This is a genomic window from Vibrio jasicida 090810c, from assembly GCF_002887615.1.
Lineage (GTDB): Bacteria > Pseudomonadota > Gammaproteobacteria > Enterobacterales > Vibrionaceae > Vibrio > Vibrio jasicida.
The window spans coordinates 743,867-764,515 of the sequence record NZ_CP025792.1 but is presented as its reverse complement, the minus strand read 5'-3'; the positions used below and the strand labels follow the sequence as shown (position 1 = coordinate 764,515).

16 protein-coding genes are annotated in these 20,649 nt (G+C 43.6%); 7 read left to right on the top strand and 9 right to left on the bottom strand.

Annotated features, from left to right (window positions below; genetic code table 11):
• The first annotated feature begins 136 nt into the window (after nucleotides 1-136).
• Together C1S73_RS03635 and C1S73_RS03630 are read left to right on the top strand one after the other, a co-directional pair.
• The gene (locus C1S73_RS03635; protein ID WP_038868698.1) at nucleotides 137-1,309 is read left to right on the top strand and encodes a sugar ABC transporter substrate-binding protein; all 1,173 of its coding nucleotides are present in this window, start codon (nucleotides 137-139) and stop codon (nucleotides 1,307-1,309) included.
• On the top strand, nucleotides 1,306-3,264 hold the full coding sequence (locus tag C1S73_RS03630) for a diguanylate cyclase domain-containing protein (protein WP_038868697.1): 1,959 nt from the start codon (nucleotides 1,306-1,308) through the stop codon (nucleotides 3,262-3,264). The genes C1S73_RS03635 and C1S73_RS03630 overlap by 4 nt, the downstream gene beginning before the upstream one ends.
• 90 nt (nucleotides 3,265-3,354) lie before the next feature.
• Here the strand turns inward: C1S73_RS03630 and C1S73_RS03625 are convergent, their stop codons facing one another.
• From C1S73_RS03625 to C1S73_RS03605, 5 genes are all read right to left on the bottom strand, one after another.
• Nucleotides 3,355-3,741 (bottom strand): hypothetical protein, encoded by a 387-nt coding sequence (locus tag C1S73_RS03625; RefSeq protein ID WP_038868696.1) that lies wholly within the window; start codon nucleotides 3,739-3,741, stop codon nucleotides 3,355-3,357.
• Nucleotides 3,742-4,245: 504 nt separating this feature from the next.
• Nucleotides 4,246-5,259: a helix-turn-helix domain-containing protein gene (locus C1S73_RS03620; protein ID WP_038868752.1), complete on the bottom strand. Its 1,014-nt coding sequence runs from the start codon at nucleotides 5,257-5,259 to the stop codon at nucleotides 4,246-4,248.
• A gap of 570 nt (nucleotides 5,260-5,829) precedes the next feature.
• Entirely contained in the window at nucleotides 5,830-6,777 is a 948-nt protein-coding gene (locus C1S73_RS03615; protein ID WP_038868695.1) for a helix-turn-helix domain-containing protein, read from the bottom strand.
• A 70-nt stretch (nucleotides 6,778-6,847) separates the two neighbouring features.
• The gene (locus C1S73_RS03610) at nucleotides 6,848-7,780 is read right to left on the bottom strand and encodes a helix-turn-helix domain-containing protein (protein ID WP_038868694.1); all 933 of its coding nucleotides are present in this window, start codon (nucleotides 7,778-7,780) and stop codon (nucleotides 6,848-6,850) included.
• 170 nt (nucleotides 7,781-7,950) lie between these two features.
• Complete coding sequence (locus C1S73_RS03605; RefSeq protein ID WP_038868693.1) at nucleotides 7,951-8,871, bottom strand: helix-turn-helix domain-containing protein; 921 nt, start codon at nucleotides 8,869-8,871, stop codon at nucleotides 7,951-7,953.
• Between the two features lie 163 nt (nucleotides 8,872-9,034).
• Here C1S73_RS03605 and C1S73_RS03600 point away from each other — a divergent pair, with 163 nt between their 5' ends.
• Nucleotides 9,035-9,838: an EAL domain-containing protein gene (locus tag C1S73_RS03600; protein ID WP_042604558.1), complete on the top strand. Its 804-nt coding sequence runs from the start codon at nucleotides 9,035-9,037 to the stop codon at nucleotides 9,836-9,838.
• Between the two features lie 4 nt (nucleotides 9,839-9,842).
• Here C1S73_RS03600 and dsdC read toward each other — a convergent pair whose 3' ends face one another.
• Nucleotides 9,843-10,784: a DNA-binding transcriptional regulator DsdC gene (gene dsdC, locus C1S73_RS03595; protein ID WP_038868748.1), complete on the bottom strand. Its 942-nt coding sequence runs from the start codon at nucleotides 10,782-10,784 to the stop codon at nucleotides 9,843-9,845.
• 256 nt (nucleotides 10,785-11,040) lie between these two features.
• Between dsdC and dsdX the strand changes: the two genes are divergently transcribed.
• Together dsdX and C1S73_RS03585 are read left to right on the top strand one after the other, a co-directional pair.
• Nucleotides 11,041-12,330 (top strand): D-serine transporter DsdX, encoded by a 1,290-nt coding sequence (gene dsdX, locus C1S73_RS03590; RefSeq protein ID WP_235860732.1) that lies wholly within the window; start codon nucleotides 11,041-11,043, stop codon nucleotides 12,328-12,330.
• A 15-nt stretch (nucleotides 12,331-12,345) separates the two neighbouring features.
• A complete protein-coding gene (locus tag C1S73_RS03585; protein ID WP_038868691.1) occupies nucleotides 12,346-13,677 on the top strand; it encodes a D-serine ammonia-lyase in 1,332 nt (443 codons plus the stop codon).
• Between the two features lie 87 nt (nucleotides 13,678-13,764).
• Here C1S73_RS03585 and cydC read toward each other — a convergent pair whose 3' ends face one another.
• The 3 genes from cydC to trxB all read right to left on the bottom strand — a co-directional run bounded on the left by cydC (nucleotide 13,765) and on the right by trxB (nucleotide 18,332).
• On the bottom strand, nucleotides 13,765-15,489 hold the full coding sequence (gene cydC, locus C1S73_RS03580) for a heme ABC transporter ATP-binding protein/permease CydC (protein WP_038868690.1): 1,725 nt from the start codon (nucleotides 15,487-15,489) through the stop codon (nucleotides 13,765-13,767).
• Complete coding sequence (gene cydD / locus C1S73_RS03575; protein ID WP_038868689.1) at nucleotides 15,482-17,269, bottom strand: heme ABC transporter permease/ATP-binding protein CydD; 1,788 nt, start codon at nucleotides 17,267-17,269, stop codon at nucleotides 15,482-15,484. Before cydD ends, cydC begins: the two co-directional genes overlap by 8 nt.
• Nucleotides 17,270-17,372: 103 nt before the next feature.
• Nucleotides 17,373-18,332 carry a thioredoxin-disulfide reductase gene (gene trxB / locus C1S73_RS03570; protein WP_038868688.1) on the bottom strand — a complete coding sequence of 320 codons (960 nt, stop codon included), beginning with the start codon at nucleotides 18,330-18,332 and terminating at the stop codon, nucleotides 17,373-17,375.
• A gap of 371 nt (nucleotides 18,333-18,703) precedes the next feature.
• On the opposite strand from trxB, the gene C1S73_RS03565 reads away from it, so the two are divergent.
• Nucleotides 18,704-19,360, top strand: coding sequence for a 2OG-Fe dioxygenase family protein (locus C1S73_RS03565; protein WP_009705852.1), 657 nt, complete (start codon nucleotides 18,704-18,706; stop codon nucleotides 19,358-19,360).
• Nucleotides 19,344-20,579 carry a cysteine desulfurase-like protein gene (locus C1S73_RS03560; RefSeq protein ID WP_038868687.1) on the top strand — a complete coding sequence of 412 codons (1,236 nt, stop codon included), beginning with the start codon at nucleotides 19,344-19,346 and terminating at the stop codon, nucleotides 20,577-20,579. Before C1S73_RS03565 ends, C1S73_RS03560 begins: the two co-directional genes overlap by 17 nt.
• Nucleotides 20,580-20,649: the final 70 nt, after the last annotated feature.

The window sequence follows — 20,649 nt, the reverse complement described above, 5'->3', positions numbered from 1 at the left end:
CGTCGCAATAGCGGCGCTTTTTACTTTCTACAAGATCGTTTTCTAATGGAATCATTCGCACAGAACCATTGGACGGTTTTGAATAACCAACATTGGTTCGCTATCTTTGTAACACCATCTATTTTCGAGAATTCTAGTGAGAAACCTCTGCTTAACCTTACTGCTTTGCTTCTCTAACCTGACTGTTGCTCAGGAGATCCAAGTATGGAGCGGCATTGAATATTCAACGGTTGCTGAAATCAACGAACGTTTTGAAGAGCAAACAGGAAACACATTGGCGATCAGAGAGTTTGATGTAAACAACATCCGCTCTGAATTGTTATTGGCCAAGCAAACTGGCATTACCGTACCGGATGTCATTTGGGTGCCGTCAGACTTCCTTGGGCTGCATGACTACTTTGACTTGGCTAAGATTCCTAGCAGTTGGATAGAAGAAAAGAGCATTGAGCCCAAAGCTCTGGAATTGGTAACGGTAGATAATGCCATTTATGGTGTGCCTTTAGGTTTGGGTAACCACCTTGTGTTGTACGTAAACACTAAATTGACCCAAGAGCTCCAACCTACGTGGGAAAAATTGTTGGAAGAGGCTAAGAAGGGGCAATCCTCACTCGCGATGCAATATCCAAACATGTACTTTTTAATGTCGTTTGTACCTATGTTTTCTGAGCATCGCTCAAAACCGGTGACCGATATTGATGTTGGTGCGTTAGCGGCGGCGCTTAGATTTTATGGTGAGTTGCCCCAAGAAGGAGTTGTCAAAGATAACTACTCTCAAGAGCAAGCTCGCCAGCAGTTTATTGAAGGGGAAGTTGCCTATCTTATCGATGGTGATTGGGCTCTGGGCGAGCTAAAACAACATTTTTCTAAAGAACTGAAAATCAGCAGTTTGCCTACTTACAACAATCATCACATGCATTCTTTAAGTGGTGGTAAAGTGTTGGCGTTTAACGAGGAGGCGATGGCCAACCCTGCCAAGCAGAAAGCCATGCGAACCTTGGCGATGATTGTACAAAAACCAGAGTTTATTGAAGATGTGATCATCAACCAAAACTTGATTTCTACTAATCGTTCTATCAATCGCAAGTGGTATGACTCTGACACCACCTATTATAGTGACTTGTATGAGGAGCTAACCCCCGCTTATGCTATGCCGAGTACGGTGGAAATGGCGGTCACATGGGAGGCATTGATTCGTGGCTACAAGCGTTTTAAAGCTGGAATGCCAGCAGAAAGCGCCGCTGAGTTTGTGGTTGAATTTATCCAAAAGCATTCCGAGCATATCCATAAAAGCAGGAAGTCTTCATCATGATCAGTTTGCGTAATATCTTAACGTTGATCGTGGTGCTCGGATCGTTGTTACCTGCTTATTGGGTAGGTACTAGCATGATTGATAAACACCAAGCAGATTTGTTGGTGCAAAAAGAAATCAAGCTAGAGAATACCAATCAAGGTATTCAGAAAACCGTCAAAGAAGACCTTACCTTCATTGCCAATTTAACGCGTTGGTACTCGAAAGATCGCCTGTTAGTTCAGGGGATGGATAACGTTCTTTACTCGAGCATCATTTGGCAAATGATTGAAACCTTTGAAGAGTTGGCGACCAACGTCAGTACTACGTACATCATAGACAAAAACTGGCAGCCGATGTATGAGAGCAACGGGTCAGTTTACCATCTGGAAAACAGTAAGTTATTAGAAAAAATACGCGCAGCAGATGTGGTATACAAACAAGGGAAAATGTTTCATACCACCTATTTTGATGAAGGCTTGGTACTCAAAGGTGGTCAAAGTGGTCTTGTTTTTGTGAGTCCATTGCTGCCATATACTTTGCTGCCTGATTCCGAATATGAACCCCAAGGTTATCTTGTTGTATTAGTGTCGTATCAGGACTTGATTCAGATATCGCAACCGTTCCTTTACGCACAAGAAAGTGTCAACTTTCATTATGGCTCTGTCAGTCAAACGAAGGGTGATGCCTCTCGACATCTAACCAATATTGAAGTGCTGAACAACAACTTTGTTGAACCATTAGAAGTTTCGATGATTCACTCTGTGTCTAACGTAGCACGTAATCAGGAGTTGATGCAGTCTAAGCAACAGCTACTCAATATCATAATCGCAACTTTAGTGGTGACGTTATGTATCGCCGTGGTCGCGAGTCGCTGGCTTACGCGTCCAATTCGAGAGATGGAAATCGTCGTACGCAGTTTTAAAAACAACACTCGCCCAGACTTACGACCAAAACGTTTTCAATTTAAAGAGTTCCGCCAACTGATGAACTTGTTAGATTCGTTGTGGTTACAATTGACCAACCACATGGATGAACTGGAGATTCGTAACCAAGATTTACGGAAAGCTAACCAGCAAGTGCAGGACACCAATGCTCAGCTCGCCAATTTTAACCAAGAGTTGGAGCTCCGAGTTGAAGATCAAACAGCGGAATTGCGTGTCAACTTAACGCGAGAAGAAGCCCACCAAGAGAAGTTAATGACTTTAATTAACTTTACCACGAGTCATGCAGGTATTGGTTATCATGCTATCCCAGGAGTGATTAACTCTGGGTTGAATCGTCTGATAACAAGTTCAGATATGCGGTTTAGTTTTAGCCATCCAAAGGGAGGGCAGATCAAAACGATGCGCTCATCCACAGGAACCGTACTTGGTTATTTCGATTATGGTCAGTATGAGATGAATGAAGAAGAACGCATTCTGATCGAACTATTCAAAAAGCAGCTCTACTCTTGGTTGGAACTAGAAGATTTTGCTCGTCGAGACAAGCTTTCACGTTGTCTAAATAGAAAAGCATTCGATGAAGATTATGAGTTCGCTTGCCAGTCGTTGGTAAACGGGCGATGGAAGTCAATAGCGATTATTATCATCGACATTAACGGATTAAAAATGTTGAACGATAACTATGGTCACGACCGTGGTGATTTGTTAATCGCAAAATCAACACAATTGATTAAGTCCGTATTAAAAGAGGAATTCATGCTTTACCGAATCGGTGGTGATGAATTTGCGGTGATTGCGAAAAATATTGATAGCACGGCGCTTGATGCACTAACCCTCTCTCTGGAAGTTGCGCAAGAAGACAAGTGGATAGAACTCTCAGAACATAAGCGTCACCCAGTTAAGTTCTCAGTTGGCGGGGCATCAAGTGAGGGGACCTCTCTTGATAACTTGTTCTCCATGGCAGATGAAGCCATGTATGAGCGTAAGAGAGCGTTCTATGAGAGCACAGAAGACGATTCAAGAAAGACGTAGTTTCGATATACGATGAATACATAAGAAAGCCCTCACTCCTTATAGGAGTGAGGGCTTTCTTTTTCGCCTGTTATTAATGAGGCTGCATTGTCACTTTAAGTGAAGCGTCAAAGGTTTTGCTACTGCGATAGACTGAATAGGGGAAGCATCATCTAATGGGTAAGAGATACTTGAGCTGATAATACCTGCATTGTACAAGCAATAAACAATGTCTAGTTTGATATTATTCTGCTCCAATTCAATTCCTGTAAATACGGTACCGCAATCGGCGATCTCAGTTAAGTTCAAGGCTTTTTGCAGAGATATTTTAAGTAGGCGATCTTCAGAGTCGTAGCTAAATGATCTGACCGCAAAGTCATCAATGTCGATGACTGATTGATTATCGTCATCGGTATCGAGGAAAATCGGGTTTACTTTATCCCTGTATCGAATTGATAGCGTTCCGTGCAAATCGAATGGATAGCGAATCTTTTTCATGCTTTTCACCTGTGAACAAGTCTGTTTCGCGCGTCAAAGATTGATCATAGTGATTGTATTCTGACTTTGGATAGCATCTATGAAATGAAAAAACCTTAAATTGCTAAGTAATTTTATTTTCATGCACTTACGTGAAAATTATTTAATAAACAAAGATACTATTTGTGCTTTTCACTTGTTTGTAAGAGTGATTGAACTGGTACGTTATAGTAAGTTCCCTAATCAACCTTAAGCATATTAATGAATGCTAAAATGGTATTTGCCTATAAATTTATTTCAATCACAAATATGATGACGACAAATAGTGATATCAACGAACGCGGCGCGAGAAGTAAGTTGCAGCAAAAAGGCAAGAATAGAAACTTTATCGAACGTTAAAGGCTAGTGAATTTTCAAGATCGTTGCTATTCGGAGGAAGGCCAATAACGACGAAGCAAAACGTTGTCGACATTGACCTTAACGTAGCGAAAAATTGAAGAGCTGTTTGTTATTCGATGTTTATTATCAGCAAATGCAATGTGGGTGCTCTAGACATGTGTCGCATTCGCGCTCCGTACAGACACCACAGCAAGTTAATAAGTAAAGAAACTCCGGTTGAGTAAATAGCTCACTGGTTTCGATGTACATGACAGCACGCGTATAGCGTTTTGAACCAACTTTAATTGCACCAACAGGATTTTCACTTTCATAGGCAGCAACGCTAAATCCCATTTTTAACATGACATCAACAGAGCTTTTTAAGGTCACGCTCGCATAGTAGTGATGAATATGCGCATTTTGAGCGAGGAAAGTAAACTCAGTGTGCAATTGCCTGCGAAATACTCGTTCGCTTTTCGAATGTTGGCTAATCGCGTAGTAGGAATATGTACCTTTGTCTTTCAATGGTTTCGTTAATCTCAGATCGATGGTATCGATGGGAAGACGATTTCGCTTTGTCCTATCAATTTCGTTTTCTAACGTTGGGTCGCTAAAAAACATACCAATGTTATGACCAACCAGTTTACCTCTTGATAAGTACTTATAAGCGATCGCGCGGCCATCCTTTTGATATTCGACCAGATCGATTGAAGAGAGGTTGTGTTTGATATTGAGCGACTTTAATTGGTCGTGAAAGTTGTTCAAACTATGAATAAAGTCTTGCTCATTATTTTGACTCAGCTCCTCCTCTTCGATGTACTCGTGCTCGACTTGGCGTACACTGTTGTAATCAATGCCAGATATGATTGACATCGCATCCTGATACCGTTGCTTTAGCGACAGCTCGAATTGCTCGACATCTTCTTTTAGCGATAAGTCTAGCCCTAGGCTACATAAGTACGGCAGCAAATTATTCTCGAATGCACGAAGCACTCTTACTCGTCGACTAAGGCTTGGTTGAGTGATGCCTCTTTCCCATCTACTGAAGGTGACGCAATCTATATTTGCTAAATCACCACCTAATAGATTTAGCCTAATCGATGCTTGCTCCTGAGTTAACCCTAACGCGGTTCTTATTGATTTTAGATAACTCCCGAACACCTTACTTTCTCCCATATATCTAAAACATGTCCATAGCTAATTGTTATTCTTCGTTTAAGTTATGTGCATGACATTCCTCTACCGAATAGTTTTAAGGTCATAAACGATATTCGGTTTGCGACCTTCCTTCTAAAATTGATACGGCTGATAGGAGGTTGAAAATGCATTAATATTCATGTCGTATTTATTCATAAATATCATAAGAATCGTATTATGTTTGATATTAAATTGAGAAGGCATTTGTGCTATTGAGCAATGAATAGATGCCTAGTTCTCGCATTTTTGTCTTAATTTTGGGATGGATAGCCCTGAAATTACAGCATTTTTGAGAATTTAGAGTAAAACTTGATGATGTATTTACAATTATACGTGCTGTAAATTATTTCTTGGTCTTATCTTAAAAGTGAGAAATGTTCATATCAGATAACATATTTCATATGGGTATATTAGATATTTATTTAAGGTTATTTGCCGAACTTAGCCTTATTCGGCTGCCAGTAGAGTCATTATTCTAAATTAATGGCGGCGATGAATCGTCCGACATTAATTTAGATAGTCTTTATGTTTTGGTTAACAACGTTTGCTATGACGTTGATGTTGGTGGAGTAGGTATATCATTGAAGATTGTGCTAACAATATCGATGTATCTATTTTAAGTAAGCATTTGCGATAGGCCGTTTTACCTATCGTTACTGAACCTGATTTATCAGGGCTATCATAGGCCACTTTTTCGGCCCCTAAGCTGACAAGGTATTCCGAGAACTGATTATCAAACGAGTAATAGTAGAGGCTGGTAATGTTGGATCTTGCAGCAAGATAATCCACTAAGGTTGGGTGAAGCATCATAAAGACTTGCTGGTTTGCGGCGTATCGACTCAGGCAGCAAAGTGCGAGTTCTCTATTTTCAGTATAAGGTTTCGCTAAACTAAACGGTAATGTATGTTCCGGTCTAGTAAAGAGTGATTCGAGATCTTCTATTTTGAATAAAAAAGAGATGGAGTGCCCTCTGACTTTATGGCTTTCTTCATCTAGGTAAACGTTGGCGATAACTTTATCTTCTTTATGAAAGCTCAATAAGTCTAAGTCAATCAAACCAGGGTAGTGTGCATCGGCATTGATAAAGAAGTTCTTCAATCGGCTGGCATGATCTGCGGTTTCATTCGAGAACATCGATTCTTCAATGATTTTAGTGTCTTTCTGAGGTTTCAATTCTTCGTATTCAGAAGACATTAGTAGCGCACGTTGCGAGTGAAAACGATCATAGAGAATATCATCTAATATCGTTCCTTCTGATGAGGCTTCTATTGTCAGCAAATACGGCTTGAGATCCAAAGTCAGTTGTCGTAGCACTTTGATTGCTTTTACCGAGTTTGGGGTTGTGGCGTTTCTTTCCCAGCGGCTAATGGTGACAGAGTCAACCGAGGTGAATTCTGGGCTAGATAGATTTAGTTTTGTGGCAAGTTCCCTTTGCGTTAATCCATGTTGAACTCTCAACTGCTTTAGATAATCTCCAAACATAAACTTACCTTGTTTTTATTATTGAAATGAACCAACTAACAATTGCTCGTTACATTATGGTCGTTTAACATTAAGCATAGTGGTTTTTCAGAAGCAGTAATAATTCTGGCCTTGTTAGCCATACCGCACTATCTAATTTGAGCAAGCAACGCATGTATTTTTCATGGCCGATTTTAACGATGCCATGCTTATTGGGTGTGTCGAACGCGACCTTTTCGGCCCCAATGTTGATCATGTAATCGGCTGTTAGCTTATCGACTGCGTAGTAATAAAGATCATGAACATTTGCGTGTCTCGCAAGGTAATCGATCCCTGTTTGATGATCGATCCAGAAGGTGGGCTCATCGGAGCAAAAGTGGGTGAGTGTGCAAATCGCCATTTTTTTGTTTTGAGAATAAGCTTTCGTTTTCTTTATCGGGATTTTCAAGAAAGGGGAGCAAAAGTAATCATTGAGATCTTCTGCATGAAAGAAGAAAGAGAGAGAGTGCCCAAGTAGCTTACCCGAATCTTCATTAATGTATTTTTTCCCGTAGATTTTGTGTTCTATCTGATGTTGGTATAGGTCTAAGTCGAATAGTGCTTCGTTTTCAATACCGATGCTGTTGAGAAAATTCTTCAATCCCTCTTCATATTTCTCTGAACGCGATTCAAATAAGGGGAGCTCTTTTACGTCATCTTCTGCGGTTTCTTTTGATGACTGATAAGAGGAACCCATTAATACATCCCAAGGAGAACGGTATCGATCTTTCAAATAGTTGTTGATTTGGGTCCTGTTTTCTTCAACCTCCAATGAAAGTAAGTACGGACGAAGATCATTGGTCAGTGAGCGTAAGACTTTGACTGCTCTAATCGGGTTAGGTGCTGTGCTATTACGCTCCCAGCGACTCACTGTGACAGAGTCAATAGATACAAATTCTGAGTCGATCAAATTCAGTTTTACCGCAAGCTCCTTTTGCGTAAGGCCCGCCTCGACCCTAAGTTGCTTCAGGTAATCCCCAAACATATAAACCTCATAATAAATTGAATATTATTAAATTCTTACCGGAGTCTACATAAATTGTAGTTGTTATTTTAATGTTAGGTAGTGTTACCGTTAACCATGTCAACAATATGTCTGAGTTTGGTTATATCCTTTTCATACTCCTGTTTTTAAAAGGATATCGCAGCGTCCTGCTATGCGTTTTGTAACAGAGAGATGACTTCTGGACGAGATAGCCAATTGGCACTGTCCACTCGATATAAACAACGTTTGAATGACTGATTTCCAATTTTGAGGATGCCATCTTCATCTGGTGTATCGAATGCAACCTTTTCCGCATTTAAACTTTCCATATAATTCACCGACCATTGGTCAATCGCGTAAAAGTAGATGTCATGTATATTGGCATGAGTGGCGACAAATCTCGCCCCTGATGCATTGTTTTCCCAAAACACGGCTTCGTTGGATGAATAACGAGATACCGTGCACATGGCCATGACTCTATTTGAAGAATAACTGCGAGATTGTTGAACTGGTAGTGGAAAATAAGGGGACGAAAAGTATTGCCTTAGCTCGTTGGCATCGAGTAAAAAAGCAATTCTGTGTCCTAATATTTCCTTCGTATTTTTGTCGATGAATTTTCGGGCAAACAATTTTTTGTCTAATTGGTATTGATATAAATCAACATCAAAAAGTGCCTTATTGTCGAGGTCAATATTGCTAAAAAAGTGTTTGAGATTCGCTAAGTAAACGTCTTGAACGCTTTCTAGCAATGGGCATTCTAAGACTTCTCCTGCCGGAGTTGGTACGTCGTAAGATGACGCCATTAAGGTCGCCCATGGCGATTTAAAACGATACTCTGCTATTTCAGCAAGCAGGTTTTTATCTACTTTCGCTGGCAACTGACGCAAAAAAGGCATCAAGTTTGTCGTCAGCACTCTTAAAATTTTTATCGCTTTAATAACCGTGGGGGCGGTCGTTCCTCTTTCCCATCGACTGATAGTCACTGGATCGATGGAGGCAAACTCGGCGCTTGCAAGGTTAAGCTTAGTGGCAAGCTCTTTTTGTGTTAATCCAATCTCTTCCCGCACTTGCTTTAAATAGCCGCCAAACATCAAATACCTCTCTCATTCTGTTTTTATATTAGGTTATTGATTGCTATGTCATTATAGAAGGCGCATAGCAAAGCTCAAGCAATCCCATTTTTCGATGCCTACAGTTGTGCGTTTCGTTGATTTACTCTTTCGGGCTGACAAATACTTTTGAATGGTGTTATGTATGAGTAATTTAACCAAGGAGGATAAATGTAAGCAGGTCTTTGCTGATATTAGTAAGGGAGCATTCTATCCAATCTTTCAACCGATCTATGGTATGCGGCAAGATCTCCTTCTCGGAGCAGAAGTGTTAACGCGATGGAATACGCCTCGTTGTATTGAGTCTTCATTTCGTTGTATCGAAGAGGAGGGGTACGCAAACCAATTTACCAAGCGTTTATTTCAAAAACTTACCAAGCAATTGAAAATGTTGCCGAGCTCTGTCCGATTTATTTCGGTCAATATCCCGCCTTCATATCTAGCGAGCGTTTCATTTTTGGCAGATGTTTTACCTCTATTACAGTCTTGCAACCGAGGTAAAATGACTCTCTGGTTAGAGATTACCGAGAAAAACCAATATCCGACGGAAGTTGCTGATCAACATATGTTTCAAATGAACAGAAAGGTTTGCCAGCGTTTGGGTATCAAAATTGCCTTGGATGATTTTGGTAGTGCGAATCACAGAGATGAAGCCATCATTCGTTATGTTGAGCCCGATATTGTCAAAATGGATCGCAGCTTATTAACCATGAGGGGAGAACAGTATGCGATATTTTGGCAGTGTTTAAGCCTTTGGAAGCAAAAGTACCAATTTGACCTTGTTGCAGAAGGAATAGAGACTCCGGACGACTTGAATTTTGTACGACGTTTGTGTGTGGATTATGCACAAGGTTACTATTTACACCGACCTACACTACGCAGCGATCTTGACGACAATTTGTCATTCGACACATTGGCACAAAGCCAACGGTTACTCAAAAGAGCGTAGCTCGCTATTCCCCATTTACTTGTTGATTCAACCAGCCAATGAAGAGTGCTAATTTAGGTGAGTGCTTCTCGTTAGCCGTAACGACATAATATTTCTGTTTGCATTGCAGAGTTTGGTTCTTAAAAGGGGTGATCAGTTCGCCGGATTTAAGTCGTTTGTCCACCAGTGACAGTCGACCGATAGCAACGCCTGCATTGTGCATTGCGGCACTAACGGCCAAATCGGAACGGTCGAATGAAATGCTTGGAATATCGTCAATGCCTGTTATGCCTTGTTGCTTTGCCCACAGCGCCCATTCATCGTGATGAGAGTTGTAGTCCCATGCTTGGTTGTCGTGAAGTAGGGTGGCGTTAACCAAATTCGCCGGTTTTTCAAACAGATTAAATTGTTCTGCATATGTTTGAGTGCAGACCGGGATTATCTCTTCGCTCATCAATTCTTTCGACCACAACTTTTCTGGCATTTGCTCATCGAAATAGATCGCAGCATCGATGCCATAGCCTTGGAAATTGACGTTCTCATTGCCAGTAAGAATATTCAGCTCGATGGAAGGGTGTTTTTGCTTAAATAGGTACAACCTAGGCACAAGCCAACATTGGGCAAAAGAAGGGCGAGAGTAAATCGTCAGCTCTCCGGAGACTTCGCCATTTCTGACTTCCATGACCTCTTGATTTAACTCGTTGAGTGTTCTGTTCAAGGCGAGATAAATACGTTCACCTTCTTCTGTGAGCGTGATTTTGCGGTGAGAGCGGGTAAACAAGGCAATGCCAAGCTCTTCTTCAAGCTTGTTGATACGGTGAGAGATGGCGCTAGGCGTCATGGAGAGTTCTTCTGCCGCAAGAGAAAATGAACTGTGTCGTGCTGCCACTTCAAAAGTATGAAGCTTGGAAAGTTGAAAGCTATTGATGCGTTGGTTCTTGGCGAAAATATTGTCTCTGGTGTACATGTGCGTCAACGAGTAGAACTTGATAAAACACATAATAACGGTGTTGTTATAGTTAGCTTCACCTATTGGTCGAAAAATTCACTAAACGTCGTATAAATCACGCTTTTGTTTCAATTCACTTCATCTAAAGGTGAGTTTTGATCGTTTGTCAGGGCTATGGATTCCTCGTTTAATTGCAGTCAATTAAAACAACAACATAGGTCTGAACATGGAATCCAACCTTTGGGTCATTACTACCCTCATAACGAGTATCTTAATGATCGTTTTTGCGATCGTTAAGTTTAAACTCCATCCTTTTTTAGCATTGTTACTCGCCAGTTTTTACGTTGGCGGGATGATGGGCATGCAACCTTTAGAGATGGTCAGTGCTATCGAAAGTGGCATTGGCGGAACGCTTGGTTTTCTTGCTGTCGTGATTGGTTTAGGCACCATACTTGGCAAGATGATGGAAGTGTCTGGAGCGGCAGAACGAATAGGCCTTACCCTACAAAAGATTCGCTGGCTCTCACCTGAAGTAATTATGGTGTTAATCGGTCTTGTTTGCGGAATTACTCTATTCGTAGAAGTTGGCGTGGTACTGCTAATTCCACTGGCTTTTTCGATTGCGAAAAAAACCAATACCTCACTGTTAAATCTCGCCATTCCGCTCTGTACCGCCTTGATGGCAGTGCACTGTATTGTTCCTCCACACCCTGCCGCATTGTTTGTGACCAATGAACTTGGTGCTGATATCGGTTCTGTAATTTTCTATGGCTTACTCATAGGTTTGGTTGCATCTTTAGTTGGCGGTCCGTTGTTCTTGAAGGTGATGGGTGCACGTCTACCTTTCAAAACCGTACCTGAAGAGTTCACCTCACTAGAAGTGAAAGATGAAGCACAATTACCCTCTTTGAGGGCGACGCTATTCACCGTGATGTTACCTATTGCGCTGATGCTGTTAAAAACGGCGGCAGAACTCAATATGGAACATGGCAGTGCGCTGTACACCACTTTGGAGTTTATCGGCAACCCAATCACAGCAATGTTTATCGCCGCTTTTGTTGCTTATTACATGTTAGGTATTAAGCAGAACATGGGCATGAGTGTGCTGCTTGAGAAAACGGAAGGTGCATTTTCTTCGATTGCCAACATCTTGCTGATTATTGGCGCTGGTGGTGCATTCAACGGCGTACTAAAGGGCAGTGGCTTGGCGGATGTATTGGCTCAGTTACTTTCTAATCTCGACATGCATCCGATCCTTCTTGCATGGCTTGTCGCGATTATTCTTCATGCGGCAGTGGGTTCTGCCACCGTTGCCATGATGGGCGCGACGGCAATTGTGGCTCCGCTACTCCCACTTTATCCGAACGTAAGTCCAGAAATCATTACTCTGGCTATAGGCTCTGGCGCAATTGGTTGTACGATAGTGACCGATTCGCTCTTTTGGTTGGTGAAGCAATATTGTGGAGCCACGATGACAGAAATCTTCAAGTACTACACGACAGCGACATTCATTGCCTCTTTTGTTGCATTAGCAGGCACATTCCTTCTGTCGTACATGATCTAATAAAGGTAAACAATAATGACTACGCATAACGTAAACGCACTAGTAGCAGAATTCCCTTTGGTTGAGCGACTCATTGGGTTAGAAGAGGTGGTTTGGTTCAACCCAAATATCACGACACTTGAAGAAGGTCTGCCGTTCGTTGGTTTAGGTGCTGCCAACATTAAAGACGCGAGTGAACGACTAAAACGCTTTGCTCCATACTTAGTGAAAGCTTTCCCAGAAACGGCGGCTTCTAATGGAATTATTGAATCGAACGTTGTTGAAATCGACAAGATGAAGTCCTGCTTGGAAACGCAATACGGCACTCAAATTCTTGGACGTTTGATGCTTAAAAAAGACAGTCATCTGCCTATTTCAGGTTCAATAAAGGCGCGTGGTGGCATCTATGAAGTGCTAACACACGCAGAGAAGTTGGCGATTGAAGCTGGGCTTCTAAGTGAAAGTGATGACTACAGCAAATTGTTCAGTGAAGAGTTTCGTCAGTTTTTTCAGCAGTACAGCATTGCCGTAGGTTCGACAGGGAATCTAGGTATGTCTATCGGCATCATGAGTGCAAAACTCGGTTTTTCTGTGTCGGTTCATATGTCGGCAGATGCGAGAGAGTGGAAGAAGGACAAACTGCGCTCTCACGGCGTGAATGTAGTGGAATACGAGCAAGACTACGGTGTCGCTGTAGAGCAGGGACGCAAAGAAGCGGAGAAAGATCCAACTTGCTTCTTTATTGATGATGAAAACTCTCAAACCTTGTTCTTAGGTTATTCCGTTGCAGGCGAGCGCTTGAAGCAACAGTTTGATGAGATAGGCATTGTCGTTGATTCGAATCACCCTCTGTTTGTTTACTTACCTTGCGGGGTGGGCGGTGGTCCTGGTGGTGTAGCGTTCGGCTTGAAGATGGCTTTTGGTGACGATGTGCATTGTATCTTCGCGGAGCCGACACACTCTCCGTGTATGCTGCTTGGTGTGCACACCGGCTTGCATGATGACATCGCGGTGCAAGATCTTGGCATCGACAATATCACTGCAGCTGACGGTTTAGCGGTAGGTCGTGCGTCAGGTTTTGTTGGTCGAGCAATGGAAAGACTGCTTGATGGTTACTACACCATGACGGATGAGCGCATGTATCACCATCTAGGCGAGTTAAGTGAGCTGGAAGATATTCGTTTAGAACCATCAGCGTTAGCGGGCATGATTGGTGCGGTGCATGTTTCTAACGACAAAGCTTACCAAGCGCGAATGCAGTTTACTGAAGAGAAATTAAACAACGCGACTCACTTAGTTTGGGCGACCGGTGGCGGCATGGTACCGGAAGAGGAAATGTCGGCTTATCTGGCCAAGTCAGGTCGTTAACGAATTTTGCACTTGTTATGGGAACAGCGAGAGCAAAAGAAAAGGGCTCATCAATTGATGAGCCCTTTGTCTATTTGAATCCCGGTATTACAGAGATTGTAATAGCTGGTGGTAACGACCTTTTTCTGCAAGCAGTGCTTGGTGGCTACCTTGTTCGATGATTTCGCCTTGTTCCATCAAACAGATGTTGTCCATGCTTTCCAACTCAATCAAACGGTGAGTAATGAATACCACCGTTTTATTGGTGAAGTGTTGCTTGAACAATTCCATCACTGTTTGTTCAGTGCGCTTGTCTAGACCTTCAGTTGGCTCATCAAGCAGTAGGATAGGAGCGTCACGCAATAGCGCGCGAGCAATACCGATACGACGCTTCTCACCACCAGACAGCTGACGACCGCCGTCACCTAGCCAAGCATCCAGCCCTGGTTCGTCTAACAGATTCGCCAAGTCTACTTTAGTCAGAATATCAGCCAGCTGTTCATCCGTTGCTTCTGGAGCCGCAAGCAATAGGTTGTCACGCAATGTGCCATTAAGCACATCAACACGTTGGCTAACTACTGTGATCGCAGCGCGCAAATCGGATTCGCTCCAATCTTGCAGAGGCGCGCCACCAATGCTCACTTGACCTTGGTTTACATCCCAGTAGCGACAAAGCAATTGAATAAGCGTCGATTTACCTGAACCGGTTTGGCCAACAATCGCCGTTTTTGAGCCCTGTGGCAGTGACAGTGTCAGGTCTTTCAGCACTTTTTGCTGGCCATCAGGGTAGGTGAAATCAACCTTGTCGAACTCAATATTTAACGGCTTATCACCTTCACGCTTCGATGTTTCTGGGAAGACAACGTCTGGCTCAGCTAGCGTGATTTCGTTTAATCGACGTGCTGAAGTCAGTGTTTGACCTAGATATTGGAAAGCACCAGCAATTGGCATCAGAATTTCAAAGCTCGCCATGGTTGCAAACGCGAACAGTGCAATCCAAGGGTCTGGTGCACGACCGCCAACGCCATCCGCAGCAAACCAAAGCATTGCAACAAGGGTCAAGCCGTTAGCGAGCATCAACAAGCCAGACGCCATGCCAGTGAGGTTTGCGTTAACAAATTGGTTGGAGAGCAGCTGTTTTTGCTTTTCTAGAATCACGTTACGGTAACGCTCTTCTGCACCAAACAGGCTCAGTTCGCTGTAACCTTGCAGCCAGTCCAGTGTTGCTACGCGCAGTTGTGCTTTGTTTTGAGTCAGGTGTTCGCCATTATGTTTGCCCAGTTTATAGAACAATACTGGCCACACCAACAGCATTACCGTTAGGATACCGCCAAGCAGTAGCGCAAGGTGCCAGTCAAAGAAGGCAAGTACCGCGGTTAGCGACAAGATACCGAAGATGCCAACAATCACAGGGCTGACAAGACGCAAGTACACATGGTCCATCGCGTCTACGTCTGCCACTAGACGGTTTAGCAGATCCGCATCACGCAGAGTCGAAACGCGACCAGGGATCAGAGGCGCAAGCTTCTTGAAGAAGAAGATACGCAGATCCGTCAGTAGCTTGAATGTTGCATTGTGGCTAACTACACGCTCGCCCCAACGGCCCGCAGTTCGAGCCATCGCAGCGCCACGAACACCTGCGCCAGGCAGCATGTAGTTAAAGGTTTCACGAGCAATGGTCAAACCTGCTACAGCGGCCGCAGAGATAAACCAGCCGGACAGCGTTAATAGACCAACAGAAGCTGCCAGCGTTAGAAATGCTAGAAGCATACCGAGTGACAAACCAAACCAGTGCTTTTTATACAGTTTTAGATAAGGGAGTAAATCACGCATCTAAGTTCCCCTTGTCTGATTCACGTTGAGCTAGGTTGGCAGTCAACATTTCTTTAAATAAACCATCTTGCGATGCCAGCGTTGCGTAATCGCCACGTTGAACGATTTGACCCTCTTGCATAACCAGAATCTGGGAGACATTCTGCAGCGGCGCGAGTTGGTGAGTGATCATCAAGTTAGTGGTGGACTCAGTGTATTTACCGATGCCTTCCATAACCAATTTCTCGCTTCGAGCATCCAAACTTGCCGTTGGTTCATCAAGTAGCCAGAAACGGCCGTTTTGTAACATCGCACGAGCAAGAGCAAGACGCTGTGCCTGACCAACAGACAAACCGCCAGAGCGATCTGAGATTTGGTAATCCAGACCGTGCATTTCAACAAATTCTGCAGCGTGGGAGTCACTCATTACAGAGTGGACTTGCTGGTTTTGAATATCCTGCTTACCTAGAGTGACGTTGTCACGAATGCTGCCGTGCAAAAGCATTGGGTTTTGACCAATCCAGCTGATGGTTTCGCGCCATGTCGCCAAATCCAACTCGGAAAGTTCACAGCCGTTAATCTTTAAGTTGCCTTTGTATGGCATAAAACCAAGGATGGTATTTACTAAGCTGGTTTTACCTGCACCACTTGGGCCAACCAGTGCGGTGCTTTGATTCGCTTCTAGCGAGAAGGATAGGGGACCAGCAAGCTGTTTACCTTCAGGGCTGAAGATAACAAGGTCTTGAGCTTCGATATGAATCGCTGCGTTTTGTTCTACGGCCTTGTTGCCATCTTTTACTTGGTCTACATCTAGCTCTAGAAATTCAACAATGCTTTCTGCTGCGCCGACTGCTTGTTGCTTGGCATGGTAGAAGGTACCAAGGTCACGCAATGGTTGATAGAACTCAGGCGCAAGGATCAGAATAAATAGACCAGCAAACAGCGTTACACCTGTGCCGTAGTAACCGAAGTTGAGCTCTCCGATATAGCTAAAGCCAAAGTAAACTGCCGTAATCGCAATTGAGATAGAAGTGAAGAACTCAAGAACCGCTGAAGATAGGAATGCAATCTTCAATACATCCATAGTGCGAGTACGGAAAACTTCAGATGCACCTTTTAACGTCTCGGTTTCTGATTGAGTACGGTCGAACAAACGGATGGTTGTCATTGCTTGCAAACGGTCATAAAAGTGACCAGATAAACGTTGCAGCGCTTTGAAGTTCTTACGGTTTGCGTCAGCGGCTTTCATACCCACCAATGCCATAAACATTGGAACTAATGGTGCAGTAATCAGGAAAATTAAACCAGCTGCCCAGTTAATTGGGAAAACCACCACTAGGATGATGAAAGGCACCAAAACAGACAACGACATTTGTGGAAGGTAGCGAGAGAAGAAATCTTGCATGTCTTCTACTTGCTCTAGGATCAACGTTGCCCAACTACCTGCTGGCTTACCTTTGATATAAGCAGGACCAAGTTGGTGAACTTTATCGAGAATCAGTTGGCGGATGTAAACGCGGATCTGTTCGCCGCAACGATATCCAGCGATTTCGCGTCCCCAAGTACAAGCTGCGCGACCGATAACAGTGACACCAAGTCCGACGAAGTACCAAACGAGTTCGGATTTGTCGACTTGTTCAATAATGAGTTGGTGGAGAATGGAGGCGAGCAGGGCTGCTTGAGCCAATAAAAACACGCTTGATAGTACGCCTAGGCCTATCGCAACCATCAGCCAGCGCTTGGCCAACTTACTCTGTTGCTTAAGCCACTTATTCAAGCTGCTTTGCTTTTTCTTATCCATCGTGAAGGCTTAATGATAATTGTTTTAATGAGGCGGTAGTATACAAAAGAAAACCCAGCGGGAATACCGCTGGGCTTTAAGGATATGACACAAATGTGAAAAGTTATTTGTCAGTAAGTGCGTCTAAGAAGCGTTCTGCATCTAAAGCTGCCATACAGCCGGTACCTGCAGAGGTGATTGCTTGACGGTAGTTATGGTCCATCACGTCGCCTGCTGCAAACACACCTTCGATGCTTGTTTGCGTTGCGTTACCTTCAAGACCGGATTGAACGAGGATGTAACCATCTTTCATATCGACTTGGCCTTCGAAGATTTGCGTGTTTGGTTGGTGACCGATTGCGATGAATGCACCCATTACATCGATATCTTCTGTCGCACCGCTGTTCACGTCTTTAATGCGAACACCCGTTACACCCATGTCGTCGCCTAGCACTTCATCTAGAGTACGGTCGGTATGAAGAACGATATTACCGCTTTCAACTTTATCCATCAGGCGTTTTACAAGGATCTTCTCAGCGCGGAATGAATCACGACGGTGGATCAGATGCACTTCTGATGCAATGTTTGATAGGTAAAGCGCTTCTTCAACAGCAGTGTTACCACCGCCCACAACCGCCACTTTCTGATTACGGTAGAAGAAACCATCACAAGTTGCACAAGCTGAAACGCCGCGACCTTTAAATGCTTCTTCAGACTCAAGACCTAGGTATTTCGCTGATGCGCCAGTAGAGATGATCAACGTATCACAAGTGTACTCACCAGAGTCACCTTTCAGACGGAATGGACGTTGAGACAGATCCACTTCGTTGATGTGATCGAACACGATTTCTGTTTCGAATCGTTCTGCGTGTTCTTTCATGCGTTCCATCAAACCTGGGCCAGTAAGACCTTCTGCATCACCAGGCCAGTTTTCTACTTCAGTTGTGGTCGTTAGCTGACCACCTTGCTGCATTCCCGTTACTAGCACAGGGTTTAAGTTAGCACGCGCTGCGTATACTGCTGCGGTGTAACCTGCTGGGCCAGAACCAAGAATTAATAATTTACAGTGTTTTACGTCGCTCATTATGGCTCCATAGAGGGCTGAACATTTCTCCCGATTGTATGGAAATTCTTAGTGCTTTAAAAGCATAAACGAAAGGAGCGGATCGAATTATTGGTTATAGGTTAGAACTTGCTGATGTTTATGGAGAGGCGTTCAAGACTAGAATAAAATGCTGTTTATAGTAGAGAGTTCTAGTTTCAAATACTGCGCAAGCTCCGTTCTGAATATTTAAACTGCTGTTGATATTAATTGTAGTGCTAAGTGTCGTTTTTTCTTTTTTGTTGAAGCTATCAACGTCAAATTCTGGTAATTACAGAATATTTGCGTATCCTAAGATGTAAATTAAATGTTAATTCAAACAAGCTAGATGTGCCTCATTAAAGGAGCCAATGATGTTACATTCACGAGAGAACACCCTACATTTAACTCAGCTCAGCATGGCAGCGATTGAGCAACTTTCTCCTTCCTTCGAAGGCCTACCTCGTACGGAACACGCCGACGGTCAATATCGTCTTCGTCGTTACTCCGTGGTTGGGTTTGAAAACGGTCAGGTGGTCGATTTAAACAAAAACAGCTTTGTACAATCTTCTGATATCAACCGTTTCCAAGGTGATGTGATTCGCCAGTTTGAGCCGATTGAAAAAGGGATTCTTTCCAGTGAAGGTTTCCGTGAAATGTGTGAGTTGTTCGTTAACGCAAACCACTTACCAGACGGTCAGGAAATCGAGATCCATCAAATTCGAATTACCGCGATTTACGATGAAACCCAAGTTGCGCCGGAAGGGGTACACCAAGATGGTTTTGACCACATCGCGCTAGTAGGCGTAGGGCGTCACAACATCATGGGTGGCGACATCATGCTTTACAGCAGCCACAACCAAGCGCCTTTTTTCCGTAAAGTATTGGAAAATGGCGAAGTGGCAATGCTGGCAGACAGCAAACTGTGGCACAACGCGGTGCCAATTCGCTCAGTGATTAATGACCAAGAAGGTCATATGGATGTATTTGTACTGACAGCGACGGACAAGCGAAATGAACTTCAATCTTAATCAGATCCGAGAACAATTTCCCGCACTGGCGCAATACCACAATGATCGCCCAGTGACCTTTTTTGATGGACCCGGTGGTTCACAAGTGCCGCTGTCGGTACTGGATAGCATGGTGAGCTACCTTGGACGATTCAATTCGAACCTTGGTGGGCACTATTTCTCAAGCCAAGCGACGGTTGATGTAATGCAATCGGCTCGCGAATCGGCACAAGCTCTGCTAAACGCACCGTCCTCTGGCAATATCGTGTTTGGTGCGAACATGACCTCGCTGACATTTCAGCTAAGTCGCGCTATTAGTCGAGATTGGAAAGAGGGCGATGAGATCATTGTTTCAGCCCTAGACCATTACTCTAATGTGTCGAGTTGGCAACAAGCAGCAGAAGACAAAGGCGTGGTGGTTCATCAAGTCAGAATTAATGAAGAAGATTGCACGCTAGATCTTGCGCATCTTCAGAGCTTGTTGAATGAGAAAACTCGCATAGTTGCGGTGACTTACGCATCGAACACCACCGGCTCGATTGTTGATATGCACCAAGTGGTCAAAATGGCACACAGTAGCGGCGCTCAAGTTTATGTGGATGCCGTGCATTATGCGCCACACCATTTAGTCGATGTGCAAGCATTAGGATGTGATTTCTTGGCATGTTCTGCGTACAAGTTTTTCGGACCACATGTAGGAATTGCGTACGTAGCAGACCAGTGGTTACACAGTGTTAAGCCTTACAAAGTTGAACCTGCAACCAATATTGGACCGGGGCGCTTTGAAACCGGAACGCAGAACTTTGAAGGCTTGGCTGGCGTCACAGCTGCGGTTGAATACCTAGCCCAGTTTGGCGATGAAGAAGCATCACTTCGTCAGCGTCTAGAGCAAAGCTATGCGTTATACAGCCAACATGAGCAGCAATTGAGTGAGCATTTCTTGCAGCGTTTAGGGGCGCTCGATGGCGTGAACTTGTTTGGTATTAACAATGAAAGTAACCAACTGAGAACGCCAACTTTTGCGCTGACTTTTGATAAATACTCTCCAGAGTTCATCGCGAAGACGTTGGGTGAGCACAATATCTGCGTTTGGAATGGACACTTCTATGCGCTAGGACTCGTTCGTCAGTTAGGCCTAGAAGAGTCGAGTGGCGTGGTGCGTATCGGTTGTATGCACTACAACACGACAGCAGAAATCGATATGTTGTTTGATGTGTTAGAAAATATCCTCGACGCGTAAGAATCGAAGACGACACAAACTAAAAGCTCGAGCCAGGTGCTCGAGCTTTTTCGTTTCTTTTATTCAATGA

Bases quoted from the DNA above. Each gene is read 5' to 3' on its own strand.
- cydD (WP_038868689.1), bottom strand. From the start codon at position 17,269: ATGGATAAGAAAAAGCAAAGCAGCTTGAATAAGTGGCTTAAGCAACAG.
- dsdX (WP_235860732.1), top strand. From the start codon at position 11,041: ATGATCGTTTTTGCGATCGTTAAGTTTAAACTCCATCCTTTTTTAGCA.
- C1S73_RS03560 (WP_038868687.1), top strand. From the start codon at position 19,344: ATGAACTTCAATCTTAATCAGATCCGAGAACAATTTCCCGCACTGGCG.
- C1S73_RS03625 (WP_038868696.1), bottom strand. From the start codon at position 3,741: ATGAAAAAGATTCGCTATCCATTCGATTTGCACGGAACGCTATCAATT.
- C1S73_RS03610 (WP_038868694.1), bottom strand. From the start codon at position 7,780: ATGTTTGGGGATTACCTGAAGCAACTTAGGGTCGAGGCGGGCCTTACG.
- cydC (WP_038868690.1), bottom strand. From the start codon at position 15,489: ATGCGTGATTTACTCCCTTATCTAAAACTGTATAAAAAGCACTGGTTT.
- C1S73_RS03565 (WP_009705852.1), top strand. From the start codon at position 18,704: ATGTTACATTCACGAGAGAACACCCTACATTTAACTCAGCTCAGCATG.
- C1S73_RS03585 (WP_038868691.1), top strand. From the start codon at position 12,346: ATGACTACGCATAACGTAAACGCACTAGTAGCAGAATTCCCTTTGGTT.
- trxB (WP_038868688.1), bottom strand. From the start codon at position 18,332: ATGAGCGACGTAAAACACTGTAAATTATTAATTCTTGGTTCTGGCCCA.
- C1S73_RS03605 (WP_038868693.1), bottom strand. From the start codon at position 8,871: ATGTTTGGCGGCTATTTAAAGCAAGTGCGGGAAGAGATTGGATTAACA.
- C1S73_RS03615 (WP_038868695.1), bottom strand. From the start codon at position 6,777: ATGTTTGGAGATTATCTAAAGCAGTTGAGAGTTCAACATGGATTAACG.
- dsdC (WP_038868748.1), bottom strand. From the start codon at position 10,784: ATGTACACCAGAGACAATATTTTCGCCAAGAACCAACGCATCAATAGC.
- C1S73_RS03630 (WP_038868697.1), top strand. From the start codon at position 1,306: ATGATCAGTTTGCGTAATATCTTAACGTTGATCGTGGTGCTCGGATCG.
- C1S73_RS03600 (WP_042604558.1), top strand. From the start codon at position 9,035: ATGAGTAATTTAACCAAGGAGGATAAATGTAAGCAGGTCTTTGCTGAT.